Consider the following 23,495-nt stretch of genomic DNA (forward strand, 5'->3'; position numbering starts at 1 on the left):
TCCTAAATATCTCCTTCCTTATACATCTCATTCAGGAGCTCAACAAGCTCCTTCTTTATATCCTCTGCCTTCGCATTTTCAAACTGAGCTGCCGCGATATTTGCATGACCGCCGCCACCCATTCTCTCCATGATTATCTGGACATTGACATCGTCAATGGCTCTTGCACTTATCTTGACATCCGCACCCATCTGCGCTATTACAAACGAAGCTCTGACACCTGCGATGTTCAGCATCTCATTTGCAATCTTGGCGGTGAGTACCACCGGCGACTCAGGGCCATCCCCAGGTGTAATGATTGATATGGCAAATGCATCAAGCACCATCTCTGCGTGGCTGACACCCTCCGCCTTCTGTCTGTAGGTCTCTATGTCAGTTCTGAACATCTTCCTTACTCGCATGACATCCGCACCGCTTCTCTTCAGGAACGCGGCTGCCTCAAAGGTTCTGACACCGGTCTTGCTCAGGAAGTTGTCGGTGTCAATGAGTATTCCGGCATACATGGCGTCCGCCTCTGTAGGCCTGAGCTTTATCTTCTCATCCATGTACTGGAGCATCTCTGCGATCATCTCACATGCAGATGACGCAAATGGCTCTATATACGACAGTGTCGCATTTGCAATGACATCCTTTGTCTGCCTGTGGTGATCGAACACCACTATGCTCTTCGCATATGCCAGCAGTTCCTCACACTCCGTGAGCGTAGGATTATTCACATCCGTCACAACTACGACCGTGTCGTCATCGACCAGACTGAGCGCCTGATCGTTGTTGATTATCATATCTGCCGGGTAGGAATTGCTCGAAGTGAAATTGCCGTATATCGGACTTATGGCCGATGACACCTCATTTACAACTATATGCGCCGTCTTGCCCAGCGCAGTCACCATCTTGTATATTCCTATACCTGAACCAAAAGCATCCATGTCCGGATTCTTGTGGGCCATGATTATAACCTTCTCCTTGGTCTCAAGAAGCTCCTTGAACGCAAGAGTCTTAACCCTCGCCTTAACTCTCGTGGACTTTTCCGTTCCCTGACTCTTACCGCCAAAGTAGGTGATCCTGTCGGCGGACTTGATAACCGCCTGATCGCCGCCTCGGCCCAGAGCAAGCTCCATGGCGGAACGCGCTGCCTCAAAGTTTTCTATAAAGCTCTTGTAATCAGTACCAAGACTTATACTGAGTGTAAGCGGAAGATCATTTCCGATATTTATAGCCTTGACCTCATCGAGCAGGGCAAATTTGTTCTCCTTGAGCTGATCCAGATACTTCTGTGGCATCACGAACATGTACTTGTCCTTCTCAAGGCTCTTGACTATGGCGTCGACATTTGCCATGTATTTGTTAATCTTTCTGTCGACCAGGGCAACAAGAAGAGAGTGTCGTACTTCCTCAAGCGACTCAAATATCTCATCGTAGTTATCAATATATATGAGACCCGCAACCAGCTTCTGGTCATGGTTCTCCTGAGCGAGCTGATTCACCACTGTCACATCAAACATGTAGAACGCAAGGAAGGTGTCCGTCTTGCCGTGGTGTCTTGAACCACCGTGCGAAGACTTCGTCTCTTTCTTCTGCTCATCAGCCCCATCTCCGTCTGTGCCGGCCTCACCCGGCTGGGCATCCGTCTCTTCCATAGCAGGCTCAACCTTATTCACCTGTACACGTCTGATCTCATAACGGTATTCTCTTCCGTTAAATGCTATCTCTCCCTCGGTGACATCCTCCTGATAAGGAAGACTCTCCTCGGTAACCTCCTCAAATACCTGAACTATATTCAGCTTCATGAGCTTTCTCTTACTGGTCTCCGTTATACCTGAGAACTCGTCGTTCACCCACACAACTTTTCCATCCTCGTCAAGCAATGCGTACGGAACCGGGAACTCCTTTATGAGCTCCTTCTGCATCTTGCCGTGCTCCATGGCAAATTCCACATATCTGTCGCGGGACAAAGCATTCATCCTCAGGAAAACAACAATGCTCACCGCTCCGTATACTGCCGTAAAAATGGTGGCTATAACGCCGGCTCCTATTCCGACAAAATACATGAACACTGTCATCAGACAAAACATTCCTATCAGATACAATGGAACCTGTCTATATCGGTTGTACAGCCCCTCTACATCTCTCTTTTCATTCATATGTCACTGCCCTTCTTATCCTTCCATTCACAATGCAAATGATCAGGCTCAATTCTGAGCCTATACACTTCATAAGTATAACATTGTGCGATTCTGATTACAAGAAATATAGAATTGCAAAAAAATGCAGGTGTGGCAAAACACACCTGCATCTCTTATATATTAATCTGTAAAGATCTATTAACCGTTGATTCTTGCAAGAAGCTTCTTGCCAAGCTCCTCGTTGCCCGGCTTGCCGAGAAGAGCGAACATGTTCTTCTTGTAGCTCTCAACACCTGGCTGATTGAATGGATTTACACCAAGTGTGTATCCACTCACACCACATGCAAACTCAAATGTGTAGAACAGCTCACCGAGAGTGAACTCATCAATCTTGTCGATGTTGATCTGGATGATAGGAATTCCACCATCTGCGTGTGCAAGGATAGTTCCGTTCATAGCACTCTTATTTGCAAAATCAACTGTCTTGCCTGCAAGATAGTTAAGTCCATCAAGATCTGAGTCCTCTTCCTCCATAACAATCTCACATGTTGGGTTAACAACATTGATAACTGTCTCGAAATGGTTCTGTGAACCCTGCTGGATGAACTGTCCAAGTGAATGAAGGTCTGTTGTAAAGTCCGTAGCTGTTGGGAAGAGTCCCTTGCCATCCTTACCCTCGCTCTCGCCGTAGAGCTGCTTCCACCACTCTGATACATAGTGAAGTGCTGGCTCAAAGTTAGCAAGGATCTCGATTGACTTACCCTTGTTGTACAGTACATTTCTTACTGCTGCGTACTTCATAGCATCTGAATCGTCGAAGTCCTGTGCAAGACAATCCTTTCTTGCTGAAGCTGCGCCTTCCATAAGCTTATCTATATCAGCACCGCTTACTGCTATTGGCAGAAGACCAACTGCTGTGAGAACTGAAAAACGTCCTCCTACATCATCAGGAACTACAAATGTCTCATAGCCTTCCTCTGTTGCAAGTGTCTTGAGAGCTCCCTTTGCCTTGTCCGTTGTGGCGTAGATTCTCTTTGCTGCGCCCTCCTTGCCATACTTCTCAACAAGCTTCTTCTTGAAGATTCTTGAAGCGATACCAGGCTCTGTTGTTGTACCCGACTTGGAGATGATGTTGATAGAGAAATCTCTGTCACCGATCACCTGAAGCAGATGAGCCATGTATGTGCTGCTGATGTTTGATCCTGCATAGTAGATCTCAGGAGTCTTACGGATTGACTTGTCAACTGAATTATAAAAGCTGTGTCTTAAAGCTTCGATGGCTGCTCTTGCACCCAGGTAAGAACCACCGATACCGATTACTACAAGCACGTCTGAATCTGCCTGGATCTTAGCTGCTGCCTTCTTGATTCTCGCAAACTCTTCCTTGTCATAGTCTACTGGAAGGTCGATCCATCCAAGGAAATCATTTCCCTCACCGGTCTTGTTTACAAGTGTTGCCTTTGCAGCTACTACCTGATCCTTGATTGCTGCGATATCAGCGTCTGTAGCCATGGCTTTTGCATTCTTAAAATCGAAACTTACTGTCTGTGCCATTTGTTTTCTCTCCTTACTTGTATTAAATTTTTCACATTGAATCAATTTTAGCAAATAGGTATACCATAATCAACTATTAATCTCAAAAAACTCCCCCAAAGCCACAACCGGTTTGGAGGAGTTTTCAATTATAACCATGTCTAAAGCACTACTTAACCGTCACTTTGATCTTTGCACAAACACCATTTTCAGACATTACATAAACCGTACATGTGCCCTTACGCACTGCCTTTATAACTCCTGCAGATGAAACAGTTGCCACCTTTGCATTGGATGTTATGAACCTTTCCTTCTTCGTAAGATGGTTTAACGCCTTCTTCTTTGGATTCTCAAGCTTAACCTTCTTGGTGATCTTAAATGTTTTACCTTTTGCAAGGTTAGCCTTGGTCTTGTTCACAGTAACTTTCAGGACATTTGTCTTTGCTGCATAAGGCATTGCAACATGGACTGTATTTGTCCTGCCGAGATATACCTTCTTGCCACCCGACATCTTGTATGCGACTGTAAAATACTTGTATTCTCTCTTATTATTGAGGTTCTTATCGGCATATTTCTGGGACTTCGGTACATTAGCAAGCTTATTGAAGTTGTTCTTTCCATTATAGTATGACCAGTATACATCATATCCTGTTGCACCTTTGACCTTATCCCATGTCAGATCTATTCTTGTTCCTGTTCCCTTTCCTTTCATAAGGAAGAACGGAAGTGTCTTCTTATAGAGTTCTGTTCCACTAGGTTCAACATTTGGAGATTTCTTTATAACAAGACGGCCAATGGCAAATGTTATATTGTAGTTTGGATTTGCACCCTTCTTCTGGCTTGCTGTGATCGTGTATGTTCCGGACTTCTCACCAGCAGCTCTCTTGAGAACAATTCCTGTAAGCTTATCCTTGCCAACAAGTCCCTCCGCTGTAAATGTAAACTTCGGATCCGCCTTGCCTTCATACTTAGATGCGTCATTTGCAGTTACTCTGATGGCTTTTTTGTTTACCGTGATCGCAACCTTTGCAGCTGCTGCCTTATAGTTCTGATTTGCCGCAACGGATACTGTCACAACCGCCTTGCCTGCACCAACTATAGTTACCTTGCCTGTGCCATCCACCTTGACAACCTTTGTATTGCTGCTTGTAAATGTTTTCTTGTCATTTCTACTGCACTTCACATCGAGGGCAAACTTTGCACCTCCATATGTCTTAGCTCCAACCTTTTCTACAGTAAGAGTTGTTCCCGCAGGAGTGATATCTGCCTTTGCTGTCTGCTGCTGGGCATCTTCTGTAAGTACATAGTTTGAAGCGGTCTTTCCGCTGATCTTTATATCTGTGATGCTTACAGTTTTGCCTGTTCCCACATCTGCACTGTCAAATGTTCCTGTAGCTGTAACTGCAATCACATCTGCGCTGACCTTACCATTCAGAACAACGCCTGAATAGTCAAGCTTTGCCTCTGTCTGTCCATCGTAAGCCTTTGATGTAGCTTTGATTCCCGATACAGCAAGTGGTCTTCTGTTGATGGTGATAGTTGCATGTCCGGATATCGTGTCATATCCCCTTGCTGCAACCTTATAATATACAGTGTACGGTTCATCTGAAGCCTGACTGTACTTCGGACTTACAGTCTTATCGCATGCATCCTCAGAAGTTCCATACGTCACAACCGCATCCTCTGGAATATCACCTGTAACTGTTATTCCATATGACTTGCCGTCATATGTCTTTACAATATCTGCCGCTGTTATGTCTGTCGGAGCTTCTCTCTTTGCAACTGTGAACTGAACCGGTTGTGTTACATACTCATTGTAATTGGTTGTAGCACAAACCTTGGCATACATATAATATGTGCCCGGATCTGCCGATCTGGAGTTCTCCCACAATGTTCCATCCGTGTTGCTGTTCTCTGTTGTGTAGTAATACTCTATAACAGGATCCTCTTGTGCTCCTGTAACCGCTGGAGCCTCTACACTGTCGCCAAATGTGTAATTGCATACATCAAATTCAACATTCTGGTCAAGTCTCTGTATTTCAAATTCTGCATATGCCGTAACATCAGCTATCTTCACAACAAACTTATAAGTACCTGCATTTACCGGCGCATTCTCATTTTCCGGATAATCGGTGTCACCTGTTCCCTCATAATATGTAACAGCTGCCTCTCCGGTCTTCTCTGTTATCCAGTTATTAACAACTGCACCTGCATATTCTGTGCCGTCATACGCTCTGCTTTCTGCTGTCACAGTACAGCTGACCGCCTCGTTTCTGCCCTGATATGCGCAGTGTGCCGGATTCTCAGTTTCATTGCAATATGCAATTATCTTGTTACTGTGGCCTTCTTTTATCTCATACGTCCAGTCATGATAATGAACCATATCCCATGACTTGTTCTGAAGCATGTAATTGGCTGCATTTCCCGTAGTTGCAAGCCCAAATCTGTATGTAGTTACAACCTTCTCTATTCCTGGTGTAACGTCCCACAGTACCACAGTATAATCCTCGTCATATACCAGTTCTTCTCCATCCAGCAATCCTGAGAACTGGATTCCCTGTATATATGCATTTTCATCAACGATTACCTTATCCGCTGTGATCGTTTTCTTTTCGATAGTCACAGTCACATCGCCAAATACCGGTGAACACTCATCTGCTGTAACAAGGTAATACACCTTATATGTTCCGGCATTTTTAAGTTCTGGAACCGTCTGTGTGTACGGCTCATCTGCTGCCAATGAATAACGGATAGAAGCTCCATCCAGGCCATCTGCAATTGTAACAGATGGGCTATGTATCAATCCATCGTAAGTGCAGGTTGTATCTTCTGCAGTTACTCCGACGATCAGGTCACGTGAGACTGCCTTGGCATCTGACCACAATGAAGCTGGTTTTGTCGTATTAGCCACGTATCTTGTGCGAACATATACCCTCTGATTCTCTTCAAGTCCTGAGATAACATAATTATCTGACACATTCAGATCATCGAGAACTGTCCAGGTCGCTCCATCCGTCGAATACTGATACTGCTGTCCGCCAAGCGGGCTTACAGTCACAGAATCGCCAGTCACGCTTACTATCTCAACGCCTTCGCCGTCTGCAGCACTTTCCATATCGGCTGGTGTTGGATTCTGTATGTCTGCAAGAGTCTTCGGTGCAGATGGTGCCTCCGGTCTTGCTGCAACAGTTATATCAGCAGGTGTATCCTGACTGTCTTTCTTGCGGATACTTATATTTTTACCAAACAAACTATATGATACGTCGTTATCATCTGTTCCCTCAAGAGCTATATCACCATACATATCACTCACAATGTCATATGACTCGCCATCAACAGTGATGATATATGATGTATCGCCATCAAGCTCTGTCAGATTTTCTGTTATATAATCAACCTGTCCTGTAACTGCTCCTACATCAGCCACCGCTCCAACGCTGAATTTGAAACCTATATGTCCGCCATCTTCAACATTTGTCCATGACATTGTCAATCCCGAATCTATTCCTTCAACCAGGGATGCAGCATTCTGACCATTTATTTCAGCAGTTTCCTTTATGTAGCTTGATGAACCTGTATTGTACTCAAATATTCTTCTGGAATCATAGCCCCCGATCCAGTAATTACTTGCCTGTGTTATAGGTGAAAGAACAAATGATGGAGTATCATCTGCCGCATCTGCCGCTTTAGCAACTCCCATCATCGCTATCTGCTGTAATTCACCATTCTTGACAGTGGCAGCAAGCACCGCTTCATCTGCACTGTCAGAGCTTGTAATACTATTTCCAATGTTCGCATCCGCTCCTATTGCAAATGAATGCTGTCCCTCACCAAGTTCAGCATCAAAAATCAGATCGTGAGTATTCATAGGATCAAACGACAATCTTAGAGCTGCAAGCGAAGCCACAGATACTTGTGATGTAGCCGTTTCTGCTGAAGGCTCTGAATCGCTTCTGCTGTACAATCTCCATACTTTGTCGTAGCTTGTTCCAAGCATATAGTTCTTTCCGTCCTTGGTATACAAGCCAACAATATCAACCCCTTTGTCATTGGCCATGTAAGCCATAACTCCATTGCTTATATACCAGCAAGTATTTGGCTTTGTCCACGTATTTCCATTGTCACTGGTAGGGATAACTGCCTTTACCGCTCTGCTGGCTGTACCATCCACCACGCACCTGTACCAGTATCCATGAGTCGGGGTGAACGTATATGTACTTCCATTTGCACCTTCAATATCTGTAAATGGTCCACGCTTACTGGTTGCGCTCTGCCACTGATATGTTGCAGCTTCCCCTGTCACGTCCATAACGAGAGTGATTGAACTATTTGTCATATTCTTGCCATATGGATATCCATTGTTCATGAATACAACTTCTTCCTCCGAAGGATCTGTATTGCCTCCGCCTGAAAAGCCACCGATCTGAAATGTTATTTCATTGCCGCTGGCGTCCACGATCTTGCCAGCATTCAGATCAATACTTCCTATGTAAATATCAGGGAATACATAACCATTGTAATATGTCCACGTATACAGATAATACACACCCGTGGTACCCATATCTATTCCCTCTCCGGAAATGGTATCCGTTCTGTCATATGTACCTGAACTCCTTGAGAACGAGTTCTCTGTTATCCAGCCTTTAAATCCGCAGCCTTCAGGTGACTCGGCACTCGCCCATCCACTGTACCTATGGCTGCTCAGATAATCACCAAAGTTTGTGAGATCTCCAGTCGTGAACTTCTCAGACTGAATGCCAAGCTTGCAACTCGCGCTGGCATAACCGCTGGTTGTCCACCCCCACTTGAGACCTCTCATATGTCCATCTGTGCTTATATCCACGTCTGTTACCTTGATATTCTCCATAGCCGCTGCGTAGGCAGTATTCTTACCACCTATCGAAATCAAACACGTTATGACCATGAAAGCTGTCATGAGCCATGCCATAACTTTTCTGCATAGAATTCTTTCTTTCATACACTTCCCTCTCTTTCTCAATAAAACCTCTTTTTCGTGTGTCCGTTAATGTTTTCTCTCTGCAACCATTACCTCCTGTTAATTCTTGACTCTTTCCCTTTAACAATTTATGATAATTATAATTCGTACATCAATGTTCAAGTCAACAATATTTTTGCGGTATTTATGCAATATTCACAATTTTTTTTGTCTATTTTTAAGGGGAGGGAAATCATATGAATCACGCAAATAAAAATCTATATCAAATTGGGGAAGTCACTAAAATGCTTGGAGTGACAAGAAGAATGCTGTTAAACTACGAAGACCTGGGGCTTCTGACACCCGCATACAAAAATGAGAGCAGCGGTTTCCGCTACTACTCTGCCGATAACATCGTACATATACGAATTATAAAAGTTCTTCAGGGACTAGGATTATCGTTATCCGAGATTAACAAGTACTTCAATAATACCGAAAAGCTTGAGGATGTCATTGAACGTATGACTGCGCTCCGTTCCCAGCTGGATCTGTGCATAGCCCAGCTTCAGCTGCGTCAGTCCCAGACATCAGAACCGGAGATCCATTTTACCACTCTTCCCTCATTCACTGCATTTTGTCAGGAGTTCAAAGACTCTGATCTGGCCAGAAAAACTGAAGATCTGCGCAAGACCTTTATCGAGGCAACAAAAAAATATCAACTGGACACCACAGGCAAAATGTGTACAGAGGTTTTTGTCGAATCAACATCCGAAGGAAGATATGTCATACCTGTCGCAGCAGATCCTGACACCAATGACGAACACATAAAAAAACTTCCACAGACTGCAGCTATCTGTATATACTATCGTGGTCCATATGAAAATTTCGACACTGTCCAGAAAAAACTATTGGACTATGCAAAAGAAAACAATCTTGCGACCTGTGGTTATTTTCGCAATTCATTTATGGAGGGTCCTCCAACCCACGGAGCAAATAAAGATGCTTATATCACACAGATCGCACTGCCAATACACAAAAGCTCTCCGTTCGGATCAGCATGATCCGCACAGAGAGCTTCTGTTTCTGATACTACTATTCAATTTTCATCTCATTCAAAGACCTGAACTCATATCCCTCCTTCTCCAGGTTTGTGAGAACCGTATCAAGTGCCTGCGCATTGGACGACGACACATTGTGTATGAGAGGAATGGCTCCCGGATGATGATATTTCGCAAAATGATCAATGACATAGTCCGTCCCCGGCTGATTGTTCACATCATAATCAAGGTAAGCCATACTCCAGAATATGGTCTTATACCCCATATCCTTAGCCAGCTGCAGAACCTGTTCACTGTACTCACCGCTCGGCGGTCTGAAATACATATCCATTTCATACCCAGTTTCATTCCTCATAAAGTCTGAGCACTCCTTTAACTCACTTTTCTGCTCCTCCACACTCTTCTCCGGCATGCACGGATGATGCACCGTGTGGTTTCCCACCTGATGTCCCTCCTCCTTCATCCTCTTTACTATATCCGGATTGTCCCTTATGTAAGTCATCGTCACGAAGAAGCAGCCCTTTGCATTGTGCTTTTTGAGCACATCCAGCATCTGCTCTGTATATCCGTTCTCATACCCACAGTCAAATGTCAGATACATCACCTTTTCATTCTTCTCAGCACACACTCTGTCCACGTAGAACGCATCGTACTGCTCCAGCGGAAAGCTGTTGTCACAGCCACTCATTCCATGATTTTTGTCCCGCACTATGTACCATGAATATTTCTTTGTCGATATCTGGCTGTAATCCCTTAGTCTGGTCATATCCTCACCCTGACTCTCCCCGTCTGTGTCCGTGTTACTCTCCGCATCTTCCGTCTTGTCTCCCGATTTTTCTTTTCCTTCCGCATCACCTTCCCCATTCTTCGCACCGTCCGCCTGACACTCTGCGTCCCCCGGAGTCGCCACCATCTTGGACAGATCCTCCTTGTCATATATGGAGCATCCGCTGAGCACGGCTCCGATCACGCAGGCAGCATACAGTCCTGCTATCAAGTACAGCTTTCTCACTATCTACCATCCTGAATTTATTGGCTTCTGCAGGCGGCTTTCACCTGCATTTCATCTGCCACGCACCTGCTCATCAACACCCCTGCTATCCGTCCGCAAGCATCTTCTTCATGATCCCGTCAAGCAGAGCATCATAATCTGACTTATCACTCCGCTGTGCTTTCCGCGCAGGCTTCGCCTTTCTTTTTATCCTGTCATTTTCATCTGTCTCACTGCATGCTGCCATGGCCTCAACAGTATCCTGCTTCGTTGTCTGTTTCCCTTCTTCCTTTTTCAATCTGTTTGCCAGGCTGTTGCCCAGATAATTTCTGGCGCTGTCACGCAGAGTCCTCATATGCCATTCACAATTCCACTGGTTATGAGCAGCCACCAGCACTATGCAGGCTGCCAGTCCACACCCCAGCATCTTCAATGTCTCCACGCCATCGCCTACTACATAATATTGATACGCCGCTGCAAATATGCCTGTCCCAGCTGCGGCCACTCCCATATTTTTCACAAATCCATTCCACACATTTATCGGTATAAAACCTATCTTCAGCCTGTCTATGTACTTGTCCACAAATGCGGCAGTGTCATGTATGTTCACATCCAGCGATGTTATATCCTCATACCGCCTGCGCATCTCCATCAATTGTTTTTTCCGCGTCGTTCCCATGCGCTCAGCCGCCTTTGCCAGTCTTGCAAGATAACTGCTCATCACAGCCCGTCCTGTCAGCCCTATACACCCACACACTATCATCACATACATACACACATTCTGATTCAACAAAATTTCAAACATAGTTTTCCCTCTCTTTTCAATTATTCGATCATATCCTGTCAGGGCTTAACCCCACATCCGTTTGGCCGGTCCGGATGGTAGTATTATATGAGCGACATTCCGGGGTATACAATTATTTTCGCTCGACAAATGTTTGTCTTTTGCATGCTCTTTTGATATACTTCAAGATGAAAAAAGCAGGATACATATATCTTAGAATGTATCAGCGAATATTAAAATGATTGGTTAAGTACAATAGAAAAGAGGTATTGTTATGGTTTATAAGACTAAAGGAACCTGCTCTGTCGAGATCAACTTTGACGTCATCGATGGCAGGCTGCATGATGTAAAGTTCACCGGAGGATGCAATGGTAACCTCAAGGGTATCGGAGCTCTCGTAGAAGGCATGAAGCCAGAGGACGTCATCGCCAGACTTGAGGGCACAACCTGCGGTTTCAAGCCGACTTCATGCCCGGATCAACTGGCTCAGGCACTCAAGCAGTATCTGGCTTCAGCACAGTAACAGGAGGATTAACAATCATTATGAAGAGAATTATATTGACAGGCGGCGGTACAGCAGGTCATGTCACACCAAACATGGCACTTATGCCGGAGCTGAAGAAGCACGGATATGACATCCAGTACATCGGTTCATATGACGGCATGGAGAAAAAACTTATAGAAGATATGGGCATCCCTTATCACGGCATAGCTTCAGGAAAGCTCAGAAGATACTTCTCAATGAAGAACTTCTCAGATCCGTTCAAGGTACTTAAAGGAATATCTGAAGCAAAGAAGCTCATGAAAGAGCTCAAGCCTGATGTAGTATTCTCAAAGGGAGGATTTGTCACAGTCCCTGTGGTATTTGCCGCACACTCAGCAGGTATCCCTGTGGTGATACACGAATCAGATATGACTCCCGGCCTTGCAAATAAGCTCGCCCTTCCAAAGGCGACAAAGGTATGCTGTAACTTCCCTGAGACAAAGGATCTCTTCCCTGAGGGCAAGGCAGTCGTAACCGGAACCCCTATCAGAGAGGAACTTTTCCGCGGCGATTCCGCATTTGCATATAACTACTGCGGTTTCACTGACAACAAGCCTGTTCTCCTTATCGTGGGCGGAAGTTCAGGAAGCGTCATAATCAACAACGCAATAAGAGACAATATCGACCGTCTTCTGGAGACCTTCAACGTCATCCACCTGTGCGGCAAGGACAATCTGGATGAATCCCTCAAGGATAAGAAGGGCTATGTCCAGTACGAATATGTAAAGAAGGAACTTGCAAGCATGCTTGCACTGTGCGATATCATCATCTCACGTGCAGGAGCCAATGCCATCTGTGAGCTTCTCGCACTCAGAAAACCGAACATCCTCATTCCTCTGTCAAAGGCTGCATCAAGAGGTGATCAGATCCTCAACGCCCAGTCATTTGAGAAGAGCGGATACAGCTATGTGATCCAGGAGGAAGAGCTGAACACAGATTCCCTGTTCGCCGGAATAAATGAAGTGTACAACAACAAAGAGAAATATATCCAGGCTATGGAGTCCAGCAACCTGACCGACTCAACGGGAATCATCATCAACATGATAGAGGATCTCGTAAACGGCCACGACTGATCTGCATAAGATCTGCAAAAGCAATTATAAAAAGGCAAAATAAAACTCCACACCGTCTAAATCATAGTCGGTGTGGAGCTTTATTGTATATTAACTATTATTAGTTAGCCAGAGCCTGAAGTACAGCAGCCTTCATCGCATCGTCACACTGCTCATCTCCTATGTACAATGTAACTGTACTCTTTCCGCCTGCAGGGAAATCAAATACTGCCTTCAGTGTCTTGTCTATATATGTTCCATCTGAACCATACTTTGCAAGATCCATGCTGACCTTTGTTCCATAATATGTGATTCTGAATCCACCGTTTGTTGTGTCCTCATAATACCATACTGTTGTCTTGGCCTTCTTATCAAGAGCGTCTCCATATGTAACACCTGTAGGAACCTTCTTCTCTGTTCCGTTGCTCTGTACATCTGTATAGACGATCTCATTCTTCTTAAGGCTGTCTATCTTGTCCTTTGCCTCATCGTTAGTACGATACTGAATATTACCCTTTACAAATATCTGAGCTGTCTCAGGAAGAACCAGATACACACCGCCACAGATAGCTGCTACCACAATAATGGCTACAAGGATCTTAACAAATGTCTTCATAATTATCTCTCCTATCCACAATCAAATTCATCAATCGATACTAGAACAGTTCTTTCTCAAGCTGGAATATGAAATCCTCAAGGAGCTGCATGCGTTTGCTGTACTCAAGTCGTCCAGCCTCCGTCTTACATCTCTTGATCTTTGGTTTATTGATCTTATAAAAATTCTTGATTCTGTAATATGCGCGCTTATAGCTTGCCTCGTCCTCTATAGCCGTAGCCATGGAATCCCACAGAACACTGATCGCTCCCACTTCATCCAGCAGGTCTGCATCCATAACTATCCTGCACTCAAGTGACAGATCTGCATCAGTATCCTTCTCCTCATGGATCATGATTATCTCGCCTATCTTGGCTATCTTCTGTGGATCGACTCCCAGACTGTCAAGATAATTGACAGCTATCTCTGCTCCGACCTCCCCATGTGGTCTCTCGTCATCCCAGCCCACATCATGAAGAAGTGCCGCGAGAACTATTATATCCAGATCTCCACCTAACTTCGACTGAAGCTTTATCGCCCATCTATACACCCGCATAGTATGTTCAAATCTGCTCCTGAATGGATAATTAGGCGGCCTACCATTAACGGCTGTCTGTTCCTTTACAAAATCAATTACTTCAGCGTAATTCATATCCGTTTCGCCCCTTGGAAATCACTATTCTGCAGCGCATAATAACACTGCAAAAGTATCATACTTGATGATAACATCTTTTGTGGGATTTTGCTATATTTTTTTAAATTTTTAATAAATAATGTTAAAAATAAAAAAATCCATGCGATCTTCCTTCGAAGCGTCACCATAGACGTTACCTCAGCAGTTAACTCAGCCCAGGCACCCTCACGGCACACAGGAGATTCCCCTTAGTGCTGCTTCGTCTCCGACCTGACACGGTTCGAAGATTCCTGTTGCGCGAGACCCAGACATCAACATCACTTACTGAGGGCAGCCCTACAGCGGCCACCCCTCCGGAAGACCATCACCCCTGCTATAGCGGATTGCAGGTACAGGGCGCCGCTACCTCCCCGGTTGCATGGAAACTTTAAAACATATTTAATTGGCTGTGCACAAGATGCACCGCAGGCTACATTATATCTGACATGCCGCCCGCCGTCAAGCATTCTTCGCTTTTCCCTGTCTCAGGTCGCGAAAAAAGCTCTTCATCATCTCACTGCATTCATCCTGCCGCACACCACGTATAACCTCAACCTGATGATTGAACTGTTTCATGTCCAGCAGGTTTATTATGGAGCCCGCACATCCGGCCTTGGGATTCATACATCCTATCACCACATTTGGGATACGGGCCTGCACTATGGCCCCGGCACACATCTGGCACGGTTCAAGGGTCACATACATTGTGCACTCCTCCAGCCGCCAGTCGCCGAGCTTCTTTGACGCCTGTTCTATGGCCAGTATCTCCGCATGTGCAAGTGTGGTCTTTTTCAGATTTCTCTTGTTGAAGCCCCTTGCGATTATCCTGTCATCGTGGACTATGACACAGCCTATCGGAACATCGCCATTTGCATAAGCCCTCTTTGCCTGGGCTATGGCTTTATCCATATACTTCTCATGGATACGCCGCTCCTCCGGCGTCAGCTCATCTATATTGGTATCTTCCATTCTCTTTATCCTCTTCTTCCTATCTTATATCCACTATCCAGTAGCCGAAGCTGCCGGTCTTGATATGTGTCTCCTTCTCCGGCACGAATCTGTCAAATCCAAATATCCCGGCAAGGTATTTCTCCCTCGAGGAATACACCCCCGGAACTCCAAGTATGTAACTGACGCGGTCATCATCTAGGGAAAATATGACTTTGCCAAACATCAGGTATTTGTAGCTGTAATACCCGTGTGTCAGGAAGCTGTTCACCCCGAGCTTCCAGTTGCACATGTCCAGCAGACCTATGTCATTCGGGGATATCTTCACGCTCTCTATGACGCTGTCCAGCCCGTCATCCAGGGAGCTTCCCGGAAGAAGTGGCAGACGTTCATAATTCTCAAACATTTTGTCTATCGCCGTTCCGGTCTCGGAGGTCTCGACCTCATCAGAACATACAGGCTCCGCCGGTGCAGCACAGCTCTCAAGCTCCAACTCTGCCGTGACCGTATCTGTTATGGAGGCCTCTCTCACCGCCTCGCTCAGTTCCTCAGCATCGCGGCCCGCACGTTTCGCATCCCACATTCTGGAATAATCTATCACACTGTCCGTCCAGGACGAACAGAATATATCGCTGTCGTAATACTCCTGCCCCATATTTCCATCCGGCTGTATACGCCTTATGACGATACCGGCAAATGCAGTCACAGGCCGTCCACTCTCCATGACATCATCCCAACAGAATGAGAAGCACTCCTCACCGTGTCCATTTCTGAGTCTCATCTTACCGACGAGCACCGGCAGAGGGATCATCACGGGTTCATTTGTCTGTTCACCGCCCACTGCGCCTTCGTCGGCCAGCGTCTCCCTGTAAATGAACACGCCATAGAATTCCTCTCTGCTGTTCATTCCGTTTCTCAGTCCAACCGTGAGTCTTCCCGTTCTCCCCACCTTTGCCACCTTGGCAAATCCTGAATTTTCACATTTGTGTCCGTCGTGATACCTGTAAATATACGATATAAATCGGTTCCAGTACACCATAGATAATCCTCCTCTCCCTTCCGGAATTCTGCGTCCTTTTCCGGGGGCTTTATCAATTATCTATGATTCTGTCTCACCACCTATGACATTATTTGTCCGTGAGAATGTCGCTCAAAGCTGCAAATTCCGCCAGGCTCAAACTTTCTCCACGGATATTTGCTGATATTCCAAGGGATTCCAGCGCCTTTGCGATCTGCTCCTTGGTAAATGACAGTTCTCCGCTGTTGGCTATGCCGTTCTGAAGAGTCTTTCTTCTCTGGTTAAATGATGCTCTTATCAGCCTGAACATGAGCTGCTCGTCCTTCACCTTGACCGGCGGCTCCTGGTATCTGTTCAGTCTGATGACCGCTGAGCCCACACCCGGTCTCGGTATAAAGCAGTTTGGCGGAACATTTGCCACTATATACGGCTCGGCATAATACTGAACTGCCAGGGACAGTGCTCCGTAATCCTTGGTTCCCGGGCCCACCTGCATGCGGTCCGCGACCTCCTTCTGCACCATGACCGTCACCGAGAGAAGCGGCACATGCTTCTCGAAAAGTCCCATGATGATCGGTGTGGTTATATAGTATGGAAGATTCGCAACCACCTTGATAGGCCTGCCGCCATTTCTCTCCTCCACGATCTTGTTGATATCCACCTTCAGTATGTCATCGTTGATGATGGTCACATTGTCGTACTCCGCAAGGGTCTCGTCCAGAATAGGGAGAAGATTCTTGTCTATCTCCACCGCCACAACCTGTCCGGCACTCTCCGCAAGATACTGGGTCATGGTTCCTATTCCCGGACCTATCTCCAGCACGCAGTCGTCCTTCGTGATGTCCGCTGCGCTGATTATCTTATTTATGACATGGGCATCTATGAGAAAATTCTGACCGAACTTCTTCTGAAATGCAAATTCGTATTTCTTTATCGTCTCTATCGTGACCTGTGGATTGCTTAACTTCTCCATGCTTTATCCTTTCCTGCGTCCAGACAATGGCGGTTTCATCAAGATTTGTGTCACGACCAGGACTTTGTGGTATGCCTGCCTGGGGAATACCACAAAGTCCTGGTCTCAATTCACATTACGAAACCTCCATTGCCTGTAATCTACGTTTTTATTACATCTTGTACATTTTCAGGGCATTCGCGTATGTCTGGTCATACACTTTCTGAACCGGAACGCCCTTGATCTCGGCTATCTTCTCAGCTATATAAGGTATGTTGAGGGCAGAGTTCCTTGTTCCCCGGAATGGAACCGGAGCCATGTATGGGGAGTCTGTTTCGAGAACTATCTTTTCCAGAGGGATGTCCTCCACGACCTCCTGAAGCTTCCGGCTGTTCTTGAAGGTGACTACTCCGCCAACCCCTATGTTAAATCCCATCTTAATATATTCTCTTGCCTGTTCTACGCTGTATGAATAACAGTGTATCACACCGCCATTTCTGCCGCCATCCATTCTTTTCAATATCTCCATGGTGTCTGACGCGGCGTCCCTGCTGTGTATGATGATCGGCATGGCAAGCTCCTGTGCAAGCTCAAGCTGTCTGACGAACCATTTCTTCTGCACATCCCTCGGGGGATCATCATCAAAATGATAATCAAGGCCTATCTCACCTATGGCTCTCACCTTTGGATTATCCAGCACCATGCTCTTAAGCTCCTGTATATCCGTCTCCGTCAGCTCACCGACCTCACTTGGATGCACGCCAACCGCTGCATAGAAATGCGGATACTTTCCGGCAAGCTCCACCGAATTCCTCGACGACTGCATATCCGCTCCGACGTTCATGACCTTGTCTATATCCTTCTCAAGGAATTCTGCAATTAACTGTTCTCTGTCCTCATCAAACTGAGTATCGTCATAATGACCATGTGTCTCAAATATCATATCTCAAACCTCTCTTATGGTACTAATGCATTGTTTATAGTACCGCAATATCGTATCCGTCACGCTGTATTATACAGAAATACCCGCACTTTGTGAACGTTTAATTATTTGTTTATGATTAGTTATTAATCTTTATAAATAGATTAATCTTTAAACACATTTTTTTCACAAATCCTGAATATACTAACAATCGTAAAGAGTTTTTCATTTATTTGAATCCTCTCTCCCCTCATTTTTTTGCAAGAGGCAGCAGATCTTCCCCGTTCTGTTACCTCTTGTTTTTTTGTGTCCAAAACTGTATATTTATTGTGATGTATATATGTACACATAGATTACATCAACGTATAATATGTGTCCACATTACATGTGTCATATTGCATTGATTTTATATGTATATTTATCATAACATTTTACATAACAGGAGGACTTTCATGATTTCAAAGAAATATTCATCAATGTTAAACAACACTTCCATCATCAGGGAATTTGCACAGTATGCTTCAAAGCGTGCCGCTGAGATCGGTGCTGAGAATGTGTTCAACTATACTATAGGCAACCCATCTGTGCCTACCACAGACGACTTCAACAAAGGACTTATCGATCTTATCCAGAATGAGGATTCACTGGCACTTCACGGCTACAGCCCTACACTTACTATTTACTCTGTAAGAAAGGCTGTCGCAGATTCTCTGAACCGCCGTTTCGGCATGGAGTATGTTCCTGAGGACATTTTCATGACATCAGGTGCTGCCGGAGCCCTGGCCCACGCCATCAGATGTGTCACAGAGCCGGGCGACGAGGTCATCACATTTGCGCCTTACTTCCCTGAGTATGTTCCATACGTTGACGGAACCGGTGCTGTTCTCAAGGTCGTTCCCGCGGACATTACTTCATTCCAGATCAACTTTGACGCATTTCTCGAGATGATGAACCCAAATGTTCAGGCAATCCTCATCAACTCGCCAAACAACCCATCCGGAATCGTCTACTCAACAGAGACTATAACACATCTTGCCCAGATCCTCTCAGAGAAACAGGAGGAGTACGGACATGACATTTACCTTATATCAGACGAGCCTTACAGAGAGATCGTATTTGAGGGAACTGATTCGCCATTCATCTCAAAGTTCTACGACAACACCATCTGCTGCTACTCATTCAGCAAGTCTCTGTCACTGCCTGGAGAGCGTATCGGATACGTGGCTGTAAATCCTAAGTGCAAGGACGCTGAACTCATCATCAATATGTGCGGACAGGTATCACGTTTCACAGGACACAACTGTCCTTCATCTCTGATACAGCTCGGAGTTGCAAAGGTGCTTGACGAGACATCTGATCTGTCAATCTATGAGAAGAACAAGAACATCCTGTACAAGGAGCTCACAGCTATGGGATATGAGTGTGTTGAGCCAGGCGGAACTTTCTATATGTTCCCTAAGACTCCTATCGCAGATGCAAATGAGTTCTGTAACATGACTGCCCATGAGCTTGATCTGATCCTTGTTCCTGGCGACAGCTTTATGTGTCCGGGACATATGAGACTGGCTTACTGTACTACAACAGATATGGTTGAGCGCTCTCTGCCACTGTTTGAGAAGGCTATTAAGATGTGTAAATAATGATCTGTGTGTACGACAATAACAGATCTTGTTTGTACAAAATTATTTTAGGAAAGTATAGAGATATAGCATATGACTAACATAAAGATAATTCTCGCCTCGGGATCGCCTAGAAGAAAGGAACTTCTGGCCCAGGCGGGATACGACTTCGATGTGTGTCCAAGTCTTTCTGATGAAGATCTTGAACCGATGGCTCCATCTGAATATGTAATGCTTCTGGCTAAGAAGAAGGCAGATGAAGTGTGCAACAGGATCATCGCCCAGGATGTTGTAAGACGGGTTAAAAAGCTTCCTGAACGCTTCGTTGTCCTCGGCGCAGACACTGTTGTATCGCTGAACGGAAGGATTCTTGGTAAGCCTTACGACTACGACGATGCATACAACACCTTGAACAGTCTGTCCGACCAGACGCATCAGGTGTACACCGGCGTGTGTCTGATATATGTGAACGGAAGAGCCAAGTCATCCAGCTCATTCTATGAGAAGACGGATGTCACCTTCTATCCTGTATCCCACGACGAGATAATCCAGTACCTCGCCACAAATGAGCCGTTTGACAAAGCCGGAAGCTATGGAATTCAGGGCAAGGGCGGTCTGTTCGTCAAGGGAATTGATGGCGACTACAACAATGTTGTCGGGCTGCCACTCGCAAGGGTGTATCACGAGCTTGATGATTTGATTTCTTGAATGGTTTGGAAATATTTTCTCTAAATGGCAATTATATTTATTTTACGACACTAAATTATCCCTTTTTGAGGAAAAGATCTTGAAAAAGGCACAAAATCTGAGATTTTGTATCTTTTCAACTAAATTTCCTTGAAAAGGGATAATTTTATGCACATATTATTAAATTCCACGATAAACAGCACAAAGACTTTTATCCGCCATCGTGCCATAAGAAATAATTCCTACACGAATCCTTACATAAGCTCTTTCTTCACATTGAAGATAGTTCCAACAACCTTTGGTCCTGCATTGGATGCAACTGCTGCCCCGATCTGGAAATAGTCTGATGGGCCATATCCAACCTTCTCCGTCATACGAGCTGTCAGTTCGTCTCTGACGGTCTCATCATTTCCGTATACTACCTGGTACTCTGAACCTGGCTCCATCTCTTCTACTGTGACATCCACCATCTTTGCCATGAGTTTCTTCTCACCGCGGCACTTGATAGCTGTCACGATCTCATTTGCCCAGATCTTCATGATAGGCTTCACGCCGAGTGCGTCACCAACCAGAGCTGCCGCACTTGGAATTCTTCCTGACTTGGCTGCATACTTGAGGCCATATATTCCGAAGTATATCCTTCTCTTTGGAAGCTCTTCCTTCAGATACCACACGATATCCTTGGCATCCCTGCCCTCCTGAACCATTCTAGCTGCCACAACCACCGGATAGCCATACTGTCCACTGTAGCCTATTCCGTCAAATACATATATATTGCACTTTCCGGCACACTCAGGATATTCCTCCTCGAACTGATCTGCGGCCATCTGCGCATTTGCATATGAGGCAGAACCATCCTTGTTGATGCTTACATATATAATATCCGTGTAACCCTGCTCCACCAGCTCCTTATACACCTCGCCGAACTGGTACGCTGTGATCTGTGATGTCTTTGGAAGATCATCATTCTCTGCCATGAGCTTGTAGAAGCCCTCATTGTCAAAATCGACTCTGCTCAGATAAGACTTGCCACCTATTACGACCGGGAAAGGAAGAATCTTGATTCCAAGCTCCTTCTCCTCATTCTCTGAAATGTCACTGGCAGAATCTGTCATTATAATAATTTTTCCCATAATTCACAAAACTCCATTTTTTGCTAATGAGCAGACGCATGAAATGCGCTGCGCGCGGCGTCTGCGTGCTTCATAAGATGTCACTAAGCCCAGCTTAGTGACGGCGCACCCAGTGCGCCACCTCCTTACGAAAAGTTACTTATCATTCTCCATACGCCACTTGATACATCTGTTGAGATAATGAACATAATCTGGATTCTTGCACATACCCTTGCCCTTATCATCAGATATCTTGGCAACATCCATGCCGTTACATGCTGTAGTCTTCATAACTATGTTGAGCGGTTCATCGCACGTATCGTTGGATATATATGTTCCTATTCCAAATGCAACCTTGATCTTGTCCTTGAAATAGCTGTTGAGTTTGTCTGCTTTCTCGAAATCAAGGCTGTCGCTGAACAGAAGTGTCTTGGTCTTTGGATCAAGTCCAAGCTTCTCATAATGATGAACCATCTTGTCGCCCCACTCATAAGGATCGCCACTGTCGTGTCTCACCCCACTGAAAAGTGTCGCATATGTGAGCTGGAAATCCTTTAGGAAGCAATCTGTTGTGATGGCATCAGTGAGAGCTGTTCCGTTCAGCACTCCATACTCCTTAACCCATGCATCCAATGCATACCAGTTGGAATATGCAGGATTGTGCTTATGATTACCCTGTCCAACACACATGATCCACTCATGCGCCATAGTTCCAACCGGAACCAGATTATACTTCCTTGCCAGATATACATTACTTGTTCCGACAAATGTTGAACCCGGATACTTGCGCTTGCTGAGTTCCTTGACTGCAAGCTCCTGAGCTTCAGCCGAAAGTCTTCTTCTGAGTCCAAACTCACTGAAAGCTCCAAGGTTATACTCTCCGGTCTCGACTTTTCGGACCTTCTCATCAAGCTTCTCCCTGAATGATGCAAGCAGCTTATCATAGTCATCGTTCATTCTGAAGTAGACCTCATTCACTATAGCCAGAGTAGGTATCTCATACATGGAAGTATTGAGCCAAGTGCCTCTCGCCTCTATCTTCAGTCCACACTCAGCGTCATCTGATATCTCAAAGTCCTCATATCTTGCCTTCCAGAGTCTCAGGAAATCAACATAAGAACCCTTTATCCACTTGATATTGTGCAGATACTCAAGCTCCTCCTCTGTAAATCTCAGATCACAGTAGAGCTGTATCTGTCTCTTGATCTCATCAACCATCTCCTTTGTGAAGAACACGTCAGTATTCCTGCACTTGAATGACCATGTTGTCTTATAGTCACTGAACTGATGGTAAATCGCCTGTCCCATACTAAACTTGTACATATCCGTTTCAAGCAGGCTTGTGATTATTCTTTCCATTTTTATACTCTTCTTTCTCTTTTTATCCGCTCCACACATACGGCTTAACCGCCATATATCACGGAAATACGGAAGTATACGCAAGTTCAAATACTTCCACTTATAATAAGTTAGCACACAGCCCGCTGTCAAGCACTATTACCTTGCAACTATCACACATAGTATTGTATAATGTTACCGTTCAGAGCCATGCAGCACAATATAAGAAGTGGCTTGTCATGCTTGCATGAACAAGGCATTTCTTATATTGTGCTATACGGCGGATACGCCGCACCGAACAGGCTCGAAGAGACTGTGAGGTGGCATGGCTCTGAACACAGCAGAGTCGTACACTTCGAACAGGCTCGTAAGAGACTGTGAGGTGGCATGGCTCTGAACACGGCAGAGTCGTACACCAGCCGAACAGGCTCGTAAGAGACTGTGAGGTGGCATGGCTCTGAACACAGCGGAGTCGTACACTTCGAACAGGCTCGAAGAGACTGTGAGGTGGCATGGCTCTGAACACGGCATAGTCGTACACCAGCCGAACAGGCTCGTAAGAGACTGTGAGGTGGCATGGCTCTGAACACGGCAGAGTCGTACACTTTGA

General features: G+C 45.4%; 18 protein-coding genes and 1 other RNA gene. 5 read left to right on the plus strand and 14 right to left on the minus strand.

The features are described from left to right. Positions 1-2: 2 nt before the first annotated feature. From GT575_RS02090 to GT575_RS02100, 3 genes are all read right to left on the minus strand, one after another. A complete protein-coding gene (locus GT575_RS02090) occupies positions 3-2,141 on the minus strand; it encodes a DHH family phosphoesterase (RefSeq protein ID WP_161171397.1) in 2,139 nt (712 codons plus the stop codon). A 180-nt stretch (positions 2,142-2,321) separates the two neighbouring features. Next, positions 2,322-3,677 (minus strand): glucose-6-phosphate isomerase, encoded by a 1,356-nt coding sequence (locus tag GT575_RS02095; RefSeq protein ID WP_015534510.1) that lies wholly within the window; start codon positions 3,675-3,677, stop codon positions 2,322-2,324. A gap of 148 nt (positions 3,678-3,825) precedes the next feature. Then, positions 3,826-8,634, minus strand: a complete 4,809-nt coding sequence (locus GT575_RS02100; RefSeq protein ID WP_161171398.1) for a YDG domain-containing protein — start codon at positions 8,632-8,634, stop codon at positions 3,826-3,828. 215 nt (positions 8,635-8,849) lie between these two features. Here GT575_RS02100 and GT575_RS02105 point away from each other — a divergent pair, with 215 nt between their 5' ends. Further along, positions 8,850-9,653, plus strand: coding sequence for a MerR family transcriptional regulator (locus GT575_RS02105; RefSeq protein WP_161171399.1), 804 nt, complete (start codon positions 8,850-8,852; stop codon positions 9,651-9,653). Between the two features lie 31 nt (positions 9,654-9,684). On the opposite strand, the gene GT575_RS02110 is transcribed toward GT575_RS02105, so the two are convergent. Both GT575_RS02110 and GT575_RS02115 read right to left on the minus strand, forming a co-directional pair. Then, a complete protein-coding gene (locus tag GT575_RS02110; RefSeq protein WP_243106188.1) occupies positions 9,685-10,662 on the minus strand; it encodes a polysaccharide deacetylase family protein in 978 nt (325 codons plus the stop codon). 85 nt (positions 10,663-10,747) lie between these two features. Then, positions 10,748-11,446 carry a hypothetical protein gene (locus tag GT575_RS02115; RefSeq protein ID WP_161171400.1) on the minus strand — a complete coding sequence of 233 codons (699 nt, stop codon included), beginning with the start codon at positions 11,444-11,446 and terminating at the stop codon, positions 10,748-10,750. A gap of 253 nt (positions 11,447-11,699) precedes the next feature. Here GT575_RS02115 and GT575_RS02120 point away from each other — a divergent pair, with 253 nt between their 5' ends. After that, entirely contained in the window at positions 11,700-11,948 is a 249-nt protein-coding gene (locus GT575_RS02120) for a TIGR03905 family TSCPD domain-containing protein (protein WP_015534506.1), read from the plus strand. Positions 11,949-11,968: 20 nt separating this feature from the next. Then, entirely contained in the window at positions 11,969-13,042 is a 1,074-nt protein-coding gene (locus tag GT575_RS02125; RefSeq protein WP_022216000.1) for an undecaprenyldiphospho-muramoylpentapeptide beta-N-acetylglucosaminyltransferase, read from the plus strand. A gap of 100 nt (positions 13,043-13,142) precedes the next feature. Here the strand turns inward: GT575_RS02125 and GT575_RS02130 are convergent, their stop codons facing one another. The 7 genes from GT575_RS02130 to GT575_RS02160 form a co-directional block, all read right to left on the minus strand. After that, a complete protein-coding gene (locus GT575_RS02130; RefSeq protein WP_015534504.1) occupies positions 13,143-13,637 on the minus strand; it encodes a hypothetical protein in 495 nt (164 codons plus the stop codon). Between the two features lie 40 nt (positions 13,638-13,677). After that, positions 13,678-14,268, minus strand: a complete 591-nt coding sequence (locus GT575_RS02135) for an HD domain-containing protein (RefSeq protein ID WP_015534503.1) — start codon at positions 14,266-14,268, stop codon at positions 13,678-13,680. A gap of 140 nt (positions 14,269-14,408) precedes the next feature. Continuing rightward, positions 14,409-14,672, minus strand: an RNA gene (gene ffs, locus GT575_RS02140) — signal recognition particle sRNA large type. Between the two features lie 76 nt (positions 14,673-14,748). Then, on the minus strand, positions 14,749-15,258 hold the full coding sequence (tadA, locus tag GT575_RS02145; protein WP_015534501.1) for a tRNA adenosine(34) deaminase TadA: 510 nt from the start codon (positions 15,256-15,258) through the stop codon (positions 14,749-14,751). Between the two features lie 19 nt (positions 15,259-15,277). Then, entirely contained in the window at positions 15,278-16,276 is a 999-nt protein-coding gene (locus GT575_RS02150; protein ID WP_161171401.1) for a DUF6128 domain-containing protein, read from the minus strand. 88 nt (positions 16,277-16,364) lie between these two features. Next, the gene (gene rsmA / locus GT575_RS02155) at positions 16,365-17,228 is read right to left on the minus strand and encodes a 16S rRNA (adenine(1518)-N(6)/adenine(1519)-N(6))-dimethyltransferase RsmA (RefSeq protein ID WP_015534498.1); all 864 of its coding nucleotides are present in this window, start codon (positions 17,226-17,228) and stop codon (positions 16,365-16,367) included. A 151-nt stretch (positions 17,229-17,379) separates the two neighbouring features. Then, positions 17,380-18,150, minus strand: coding sequence for a TatD family hydrolase (locus GT575_RS02160; protein ID WP_161171402.1), 771 nt, complete (start codon positions 18,148-18,150; stop codon positions 17,380-17,382). A 431-nt stretch (positions 18,151-18,581) separates the two neighbouring features. Here GT575_RS02160 and GT575_RS02165 point away from each other — a divergent pair, with 431 nt between their 5' ends. Both GT575_RS02165 and GT575_RS02170 read left to right on the plus strand, forming a co-directional pair. Next, a complete protein-coding gene (locus tag GT575_RS02165) occupies positions 18,582-19,769 on the plus strand; it encodes a pyridoxal phosphate-dependent aminotransferase (RefSeq protein ID WP_118017007.1) in 1,188 nt (395 codons plus the stop codon). 72 nt (positions 19,770-19,841) lie between these two features. Then, positions 19,842-20,456 (plus strand): Maf family protein, encoded by a 615-nt coding sequence (locus GT575_RS02170; RefSeq protein WP_161171403.1) that lies wholly within the window; start codon positions 19,842-19,844, stop codon positions 20,454-20,456. A 233-nt stretch (positions 20,457-20,689) separates the two neighbouring features. Here GT575_RS02170 and GT575_RS02175 read toward each other — a convergent pair whose 3' ends face one another. Continuing rightward, positions 20,690-21,568, minus strand: coding sequence for a DegV family protein (locus GT575_RS02175; RefSeq protein WP_161171404.1), 879 nt, complete (start codon positions 21,566-21,568; stop codon positions 20,690-20,692). A gap of 135 nt (positions 21,569-21,703) precedes the next feature. Then, on the minus strand, positions 21,704-22,945 hold the full coding sequence (gene pncB, locus GT575_RS02180) for a nicotinate phosphoribosyltransferase (RefSeq protein WP_015534493.1): 1,242 nt from the start codon (positions 22,943-22,945) through the stop codon (positions 21,704-21,706). Positions 22,946-23,495: the final 550 nt, after the last annotated feature.

It is taken from the genome of Coprococcus sp. BIOML-A2, from assembly GCF_009875795.1.
In the GTDB taxonomy this organism is placed as follows: Bacteria; Bacillota; Clostridia; order Lachnospirales; family Lachnospiraceae; genus Coprococcus; species Coprococcus aceti.

What these genes read in the sequence shown, in the direction of transcription:
- GT575_RS02095 (WP_015534510.1), bottom strand. Translation starts at nt 3,677, where the DNA reads ATGGCACAGACAGTAAGTTTCGATTTTAAGAATGCAAAAGCCATGGCT.
- GT575_RS02135 (WP_015534503.1), bottom strand. Translation starts at nt 14,268, where the DNA reads ATGAATTACGCTGAAGTAATTGATTTTGTAAAGGAACAGACAGCCGTT.
- GT575_RS02115 (WP_161171400.1), bottom strand. Translation starts at nt 11,446, where the DNA reads ATGTTTGAAATTTTGTTGAATCAGAATGTGTGTATGTATGTGATGATA.
- GT575_RS02125 (WP_022216000.1), top strand. Translation starts at nt 11,969, where the DNA reads ATGAAGAGAATTATATTGACAGGCGGCGGTACAGCAGGTCATGTCACA.
- GT575_RS02120 (WP_015534506.1), top strand. Translation starts at nt 11,700, where the DNA reads ATGGTTTATAAGACTAAAGGAACCTGCTCTGTCGAGATCAACTTTGAC.
- GT575_RS02165 (WP_118017007.1), top strand. Translation starts at nt 18,582, where the DNA reads ATGATTTCAAAGAAATATTCATCAATGTTAAACAACACTTCCATCATC.
- GT575_RS02175 (WP_161171404.1), bottom strand. Translation starts at nt 21,568, where the DNA reads ATGGGAAAAATTATTATAATGACAGATTCTGCCAGTGACATTTCAGAG.
- GT575_RS02150 (WP_161171401.1), bottom strand. Translation starts at nt 16,276, where the DNA reads ATGGTGTACTGGAACCGATTTATATCGTATATTTACAGGTATCACGAC.
- tadA (WP_015534501.1), bottom strand. Translation starts at nt 15,258, where the DNA reads ATGGAAGATACCAATATAGATGAGCTGACGCCGGAGGAGCGGCGTATC.
- GT575_RS02100 (WP_161171398.1), bottom strand. Translation starts at nt 8,634, where the DNA reads ATGAAAGAAAGAATTCTATGCAGAAAAGTTATGGCATGGCTCATGACA.
- rsmA (WP_015534498.1), bottom strand. Translation starts at nt 17,228, where the DNA reads ATGGAGAAGTTAAGCAATCCACAGGTCACGATAGAGACGATAAAGAAA.
- GT575_RS02130 (WP_015534504.1), bottom strand. Translation starts at nt 13,637, where the DNA reads ATGAAGACATTTGTTAAGATCCTTGTAGCCATTATTGTGGTAGCAGCT.
- GT575_RS02090 (WP_161171397.1), bottom strand. Translation starts at nt 2,141, where the DNA reads ATGAATGAAAAGAGAGATGTAGAGGGGCTGTACAACCGATATAGACAG.
- GT575_RS02105 (WP_161171399.1), top strand. Translation starts at nt 8,850, where the DNA reads ATGAATCACGCAAATAAAAATCTATATCAAATTGGGGAAGTCACTAAA.
- pncB (WP_015534493.1), bottom strand. Translation starts at nt 22,945, where the DNA reads ATGTGTGGAGCGGATAAAAAGAGAAAGAAGAGTATAAAAATGGAAAGA.
- GT575_RS02160 (WP_161171402.1), bottom strand. Translation starts at nt 18,150, where the DNA reads ATGATATTTGAGACACATGGTCATTATGACGATACTCAGTTTGATGAG.
- GT575_RS02170 (WP_161171403.1), top strand. Translation starts at nt 19,842, where the DNA reads ATGACTAACATAAAGATAATTCTCGCCTCGGGATCGCCTAGAAGAAAG.